At 41.5% G+C, this 6,714-nt stretch carries 6 protein-coding genes; 5 read left to right on the top strand and 1 reads right to left on the bottom strand.

Annotation, left to right across the window (positions count from 1 at the left end):
* Positions 1–78: 78 nt before the first annotated feature.
* Positions 79–1,770, bottom strand: a complete 1,692-nt coding sequence (locus tag AC1DSL_RS02240; RefSeq protein WP_477531031.1) for an Rqc2 family fibronectin-binding protein — start codon at positions 1,768–1,770, stop codon at positions 79–81.
* A 113-nt stretch (positions 1,771–1,883) separates the two neighbouring features.
* On the opposite strand from AC1DSL_RS02240, the gene AC1DSL_RS02235 reads away from it, so the two are divergent.
* From AC1DSL_RS02235 to priA, 5 genes are all read left to right on the top strand, one after another.
* Entirely contained in the window at positions 1,884–2,135 is a 252-nt protein-coding gene (locus AC1DSL_RS02235) for a DUF370 domain-containing protein (protein WP_016427740.1), read from the top strand.
* A gap of 17 nt (positions 2,136–2,152) precedes the next feature.
* Entirely contained in the window at positions 2,153–2,773 is a 621-nt protein-coding gene (gmk, locus tag AC1DSL_RS02230) for a guanylate kinase (RefSeq protein ID WP_016427739.1), read from the top strand.
* Complete coding sequence (rpoZ, locus tag AC1DSL_RS02225; protein WP_016427738.1) at positions 2,773–2,997, top strand: DNA-directed RNA polymerase subunit omega; 225 nt, start codon at positions 2,773–2,775, stop codon at positions 2,995–2,997. The genes gmk and rpoZ overlap by 1 nt, the downstream gene beginning before the upstream one ends.
* A gap of 79 nt (positions 2,998–3,076) precedes the next feature.
* Positions 3,077–4,291 (top strand): bifunctional phosphopantothenoylcysteine decarboxylase/phosphopantothenate--cysteine ligase CoaBC, encoded by a 1,215-nt coding sequence (gene coaBC, locus AC1DSL_RS02220; RefSeq protein ID WP_016427737.1) that lies wholly within the window; start codon positions 3,077–3,079, stop codon positions 4,289–4,291.
* A complete protein-coding gene (gene priA / locus AC1DSL_RS02215; protein WP_477531030.1) occupies positions 4,281–6,695 on the top strand; it encodes a primosomal protein N' in 2,415 nt (804 codons plus the stop codon). Before coaBC ends, priA begins: the two co-directional genes overlap by 11 nt.
* The last annotated feature ends 19 nt before the right edge of the window (positions 6,696–6,714 follow it).

Raw genomic sequence — 6,714 nt, 5'->3', positions numbered from 1 at the left:
CTATAGAATGGTGTTTTTTGCTTTTAAAAGTTATCAGAAAAAGCCATCCAACAATTTGTTGGATGGCTTTCGTGTATCTTATTTTCGAAGGTTCCTCACTAAATCTTCACTTGGTGTCACAAAAACCGTCTTTTGTTCAAAATAAATAACGAATCCGGGTTTTGAGCCATTCGGTTTTTTTACATGGCGTACTTCTGTATAATCCACCGGCACGGAAGAAGAGTCACGTGCTTTACTGAAATATGCTGCCAGTCCCGCTGCTTCCAAAATCGATGTTTCATCCGGTTCATTGTCATGAATGACGACATGGGATCCAGGAATATCTTTTGTATGGAACCAAGTTTGTGATTTATTAGCGATTTTAAATGTTAAATAATCATTTTGCTTGTTATTTTTTCCTACCGAAATTGGCAATCCTGTAGAGGATACGAAATTTTCAGGTGTTGGTTTCACGACTTTCTTTTTCTTTTTCGAAATGCGGGCTTTCATCCAGCCTTGTTCGGCAAGTTCTTCGCGAATCTCTTCAATATCCTGTGGAGATGCTTGCATGACTTGTTGTTGCAGCATTTCCAAATAATCGATATCGTCTTTGGTTTTATCCATTTGTTGTTGCGTTTTCAATAAAGCGGTTTTGGCTTTGTTGTATTTTGTGAAAAAACTTTGTGCATTTTCAACCGGCGTTTTTCTAAGGCTCAATGGGATGGTGATGACGGCATTCTCTTCATCGTAATAATTTATCACTTGAGCTTCGGTCATTCCTTTTTCGAGCGTATAGAGGTTGGCCATCAAAAGTTCGCCATGGAGTTGGAACGTTTCCAGTTTTTCTGCGTTTGATTTTTCTTTCGCGAGTTTCTTCATTTTTAATTTCAACTTGTCGAGTTCATTTTGCAACCAGCGTTCCAAATCGCCTGCTTGCTGTTTTACTCGATCACGTTCTGCGCGTGCAAAGTACACTTTATCTAGCAATAAACCAAGCGAATCATAGTGTACTTGGTTGCCTTCGATGTGTGAAAGATCAACACTTGAGAAAATGGCTTTATTGCCACTTTCCACATACGTACCTTTAGGTTGAGCATTATCAAATTCATCGAGGAATTTGCGATACACTTCATATTTGGATTCGTTGCTGTCAGCTAGACGATAAGCGAGTTCTTTTGCCTGCAGTGGAGAAAAGCCAGCAAGCTGAGACAGAACGGCTTTGGAAACATCGTCTGTATCCAGCAATTCGTTCAACAATGATTCGTCCACTTCATATGGGTTCACTTTATCTTGTTTCGGTGGTGCGATATGTGGTTGACCTGGCAAAATCGTTCTATAGCTGTTCACAGAAGGCGATAGATGTTTTAAACTGTCCAAAATTAGATTTCGTTCAGGATCCACCAAAATGACATTGCTGTGTCGGCCCATGATTTCGATATGGAGTTCCCGTACCATGTCGTCCCCAATTTCATTTTTACTTTCTACACGCAAAATAATCACGCGATCCATTTCAAGTTGGGAAATGGATGAAATGAATCCACCTTCCAGATGTTTTCGTAATAACATGCAAAACATTGGTGGTTCTGAAGGGTTATCAATCGCTTCATTCGTAACATGAATGCGTGAGTAGGAAGGGTGGATGGAAATAAGTAAGCGGCTGTTTTTTCCGGCCGCACGGATATGCAACACAATTTCTTGTGAGTTAGGTTGGTGTATTTTCGAAATTCTTCCGGATACCAATTGTTGAAGTTCGTGCGTCATTGCTTTTGTAAATAAGCCATCAAATGCCATAAGTATTCCTCTTTCAAAACGTTTTGCTCTATCTTATCATTTTACAAGGGAAATGTGATATAATTGCCTAAGTGTGTAACAAAGAAAGTTGAAGCTCTTTAGGAGGAACGACTGTGCCAACTCTTAAGTTTATTAATATCGGAAACGGTAGTGTGGTCGCAGTTGAACGAATCATCTCCATCTTGCAGCCTGAATCTGCGCCGATTAAGCGTCTCGTTCAAGAGGCAAGGGACAAAGGGTTTTTGATTGACGCAACTTATGGTAAAAAAACCCGCGCGATATTTGTTATGGATAGTGAACATGTGGTTTTATCTGCAGTCCATGCTGAAACCATGGTGACACGTGTGATAGATCAAGCCGAATAGATAAAAAGAGGGATTGAATGCGAAAAGAACGTGGATTATTAATCGTCCTTTCAGGGCCATCAGGTGTCGGGAAAGGTACTGTGCGAAAAGAATTGTTTTCACAGCCTGACACAAATTATGAATATTCGATTTCAATGACGACAAGAAAGCCGCGTGAAGGCGAAGTCGATGGTGTCGATTATTTTTTTAAATCCCACGAGGATTTTGAACAACTAATCGGAGAAGGCCGTTTATTAGAATACGCTTCTTATGTTGGGAACTATTATGGAACTCCGTTAGATTATGTAAACGAGACATTGGATGCCGGTCGGGATGTATTTCTGGAAATTGAAGTGCAAGGTGCATCGCAAGTTCGCGATAAAGTACCAGACGGCTTATTTATTTTCCTGGCTCCACCAAGTTTAACGGAACTGCAACAACGTCTGGTAGGTCGTGGAACAGAAACAGAAGATGTGATTGCTTCACGAATTTTAGCAGCACGACAAGAACTTGAAATGATGAACTTGTACGATTATGTCGTCGAAAATGACGAAGTGCAATTGGCTTGCGATCGTGTAAATGCCATTGTCACTGCCGAACATTGCCGTCGGGAACGCGTTGAAAAAAGATACCTAGCTATGCTGGAAGGGGAATATTAATGTTATATCCATCAGTTGATTCATTAAAAAGCAAAATCGATTCAAAATACTCACTAGTGAGTTTGGCTTCAAAACGTGCTCGCCAATTACAAGAAGAAGGCGGAGAGCGTCTTGAGTCGTATGTGTCCTTGAAGTATGTAGGCAGAGCATTGGAAGAAGTGGCATCAGGCGCTTTAACAAAAGAAGTTCAAGACGAAGCAACTATTTACGAAGACGAAATTTAAAAAATAGTATTTACCCAAAAAACTCCCTAAGACAGTCAGATGCTTTGGGAGTTTGTTGTTTGAGAAAGGAAGATTGTTCATGCTAGCAAACAAAAAAATCTTATTGTGCGTAGCTGGTGGTATTGCAGTTTATAAAGCTGTTGCCCTTGTTAGTAAATTGTCGCAAGCAGGAGCGGATGTCAAAGTCATCATGACCGAATCTGCCACAAAGTTTGTGCAGCCACTGAGCTTTCAAGTAATGTCTCGTAATGATGTTTATACAGATACATTTGATGAAAAAGATTCAAATGTCATCGCACATATCAACCTGGCAGATTGGGCAGATTTAGTTATCGTGGCACCTGCAACAGCGAACGTCATCGGCAAACTTGCCAATGGACTTGGTGACGATATGCTGACGACGACCCTGTTAGCTACCACCGCCAAGGTTTGGATTGCACCAGCTATGAATGTACATATGTACGATCACCCCGCAGTGAAACGAAATATTTCCACTCTAGCAGCAGATGGTTATGAATTCATTGAACCGTCAGAAGGTTTTTTGGCTTGTGGGTATGTAGGAAAAGGAAGATTGGAAGAACCAGAAAAAATCGTGGCATTGGTCGACGCATTTTTTCAGCCGAAAGAATTGCCGTTGATAGGCAAAAAAGTTGTGATTACTGCAGGTCCAACACGTGAGCGAATAGATCCAGTACGATTTTTGACTAACTTTTCCTCAGGGAAAATGGGCTATGCGCTGGCTGAAGCAGCGACAAAACTTGGAGCGGAAACGGTTCTTGTCTCTGGTCCTGTTTCATTGCCAATTCCTTCAGGGGTAACTGTTGAGAATGTGGAAAGTGCAGAAGAAATGCTGCAAGCCGTGTTACAGCATTTTGATGATGCTGATATTGTCGTGAAAACGGCAGCTGTCGCAGATTATCGTCCAAAGTTTGTATTTGGGCAAAAAATGAAGAAACAAGCTGGTGACTCTACCTTAGAACTTGAACGCACTACCGATATCCTCATGACACTTGGGCAAAAGAAAACGCATCAATTGTTGATCGGTTTCGCTGCTGAAACAAACGATGTCGAGATGTATGCACAAGGAAAACTTTCAAAGAAAAATGCGGATTATATTGTAGCTAATGATGTTACAAAAGAGGATAGCGGTTTTGGGACAGACACCAATACTGTTGTGCTGATTGGCAAAGAAAATTATGTCCAGCATTTTGACAATATGACGAAAAAACAATTGGCTAATAAATTGTTCGAGACCGTTTTGGCCCGTGAGAAAGATTTACATTATGTACGCTGAAGTCATTGTTGACGTAGCGGCTTATCCCATTGATCGACCATTTGATTACGTGGTCCCTGAAAAGTTTCAAGACCTGATTGAAAGTGGCAGTCGGGTTAAAGTTCCTTTTGGCAATCGGCAAGTTCTTGGATTTGTGACGGCATTAAAAAGTGACACGGATGTCCCTGCGGAAAAACAAAAACCGATTGGTGAACTGCTCGATATTGAACCGATATTGACGCAGGAAATGCTCGAAATGACAAAATGGTTGAAACGACATACTTTATGTTACGAAATTGATGCCCTTCAAGTCATGTTGCCTTCGGCGTTACGTGCGAAGTATGAAAAGATAGTGCGCATTGTTGATCATCATGCGGAGCTTCCGCAAAGTGTACAAGCCTTGTTTCAGCAAAAAGACCAAGTAGAGTTAAAAGTAGATGAACCGAAAGAATTGCTTGCACTCATCAAAAAATTGGTGAAGGAAGACATTTTGGCACTGGAAACATCGGTCAAACAAAAAACTGCCGTAAAAAAAGTAAGAATGATTCATATCGAATCTGATATGGAACGTTTGAACCTGATTTATGACAGCATTTCCAACCAAGCCAAGAAGCAAAAAGATGTTGTCAAATGGATGATGGATCACGCAGGAGAACGAATTGTCTCAGCAGATTTATTGAAACGTCTCAGTACGACAAATGCGGTCTTACAAGCGGTTTTAGAAAAAGGCGCAGCATCAATGCAAATGGAAGAAATCTACCGGGATCCGTATGCGGACAGAACGATAGATGTAACAACAAAACTCGCTTTAACAAATGAACAACACCTCGCACTGAGTGAAATCATCCATTCATATGACGAACAGGATGCTAGAACTTTTCTTCTTCATGGCATTACGGGCAGTGGCAAGACAGAAGTCTATTTACAGGCGATTGAGCGTTCATTGATGGACGATAAAGAAGCCATCGTTCTGGTACCTGAGATTTCACTTACGCCACAAATGACCAATCGCTTTAAAGAACGTTTTGGTTCACTTGTGGCTGTATTGCATAGTGGATTATCGACTGGGGAAAAATACGATGAATGGCGAAAAATCAAACGCGGCGAAGTAAAAGTGGTCGTGGGTGCCCGTTCAGCCATATTTGCTCCATTTCAAAATGTTGGCATCATCATTTTGGACGAGGAACATGAAGGAACTTATAAGCAGGACGATTCACCTCGTTATCATGCACGAGATGTTGCAATCTGGCGAAGTGAATATCACAACTGTCCAGTTATTTTAGGAAGTGCCACGCCGTCACTTGAGTCATTTGCACGTGCCAAAAAAGGGAATTATGCCTTGTTGACGTTGGCCAACAGACCAAAAGAACAGGCATTACCTGAAGTGTCTGTCGTCGATATGCGAGAGCAATTGAAAAACGGCAACCGCTCCATGTTTTCTCTGGAACTGGCAGAAGCGATCAATGTGAGACTGGACAAGCAGGAACAGATGGTGTTGTTCCTGAATCGTCGTGGTCACTCGTCATTTGTTCTCTGTCGGGATTGTGGTACCGTGGTGGAATGTCCAAACTGCGATATTTCCATGACCTATCATCGCCATCAGGAAAAGATTAAATGTCACTATTGTGGTGAAGAGTCCCAAGTGCCTACTACTTGTCCAGAATGCAGCAGTGAGCATATCCGATTCTTTGGAACAGGTACTCAAAAAGTAGAAGAAGAAATTGCCCGATTGTTTCCAACGGCAAGGGTACTGCGTATGGATGTGGATACCACTCGGAAAAAAGGATCACATGAACACATTCTGAATCTGTTCGGAGAAGGAAAAGCCGATATACTGCTTGGCACGCAAATGATTGCCAAAGGTCTTGATTTCCCAAATATCACATTAGTAGGGGTCTTGTCAGCAGATACAACGCTTCATTTAGCGGATTTCAGAGCTGCCGAAAAAACGTTCCAATTATTAACCCAAGTCAGTGGAAGAGCCGGAAGGCATGATAAAGCAGGGGAAGTCATTGTGCAAACCTACACCCCCGAACACTATGCTATTCAATTCGCACAACAGCACGACTTTGTCCCATTTTACAATCAGGAAATGATGAACCGGAAACAATTTTTATATCCTCCATTCACATATGTCGTGCTGATTCAAATCACGCATGAAGATGTTTTGATGACTGCGGAATATGCACATAAAACAGCAAACTGGCTCCGTGACAATTTATCTCCGCAATCTGAAATTATTGGCCCGACGGCATCGTCTATTAGTCGTTTGCAAAATAGATATCGCTATCAATGTTTGATAAAATACAAAAAAGAACCGACGCTCCCGGAAGTATTGCAGCAATTAACGCGTATTTACCGGACGGACTGGATAAAAAAAGGGATTTTAATGTCCATTGACTTAAACCCTTCATCCATCATGTGAGCGGAAATGAAATGAGGAA

The sequence above is a fragment of the Paenisporosarcina sp. P4_D4 genome (genome assembly GCF_056401835.1).
Note: the sequence above shows the minus strand (reverse complement) of the source record. Positions and strands in the feature narration are given on the sequence as shown.

Coding starts and splice junctions, on each gene's coding strand:
- AC1DSL_RS02240 (WP_477531031.1), bottom strand. CDS start 1,770: ATGGCATTTGATGGCTTATTTACAAAAGCAATGACGCACGAACTTCAA.
- gmk (WP_016427739.1), top strand. CDS start 2,153: ATGCGAAAAGAACGTGGATTATTAATCGTCCTTTCAGGGCCATCAGGT.
- rpoZ (WP_016427738.1), top strand. CDS start 2,773: ATGTTATATCCATCAGTTGATTCATTAAAAAGCAAAATCGATTCAAAA.
- coaBC (WP_016427737.1), top strand. CDS start 3,077: ATGCTAGCAAACAAAAAAATCTTATTGTGCGTAGCTGGTGGTATTGCA.
- priA (WP_477531030.1), top strand. CDS start 4,281: ATGTACGCTGAAGTCATTGTTGACGTAGCGGCTTATCCCATTGATCGA.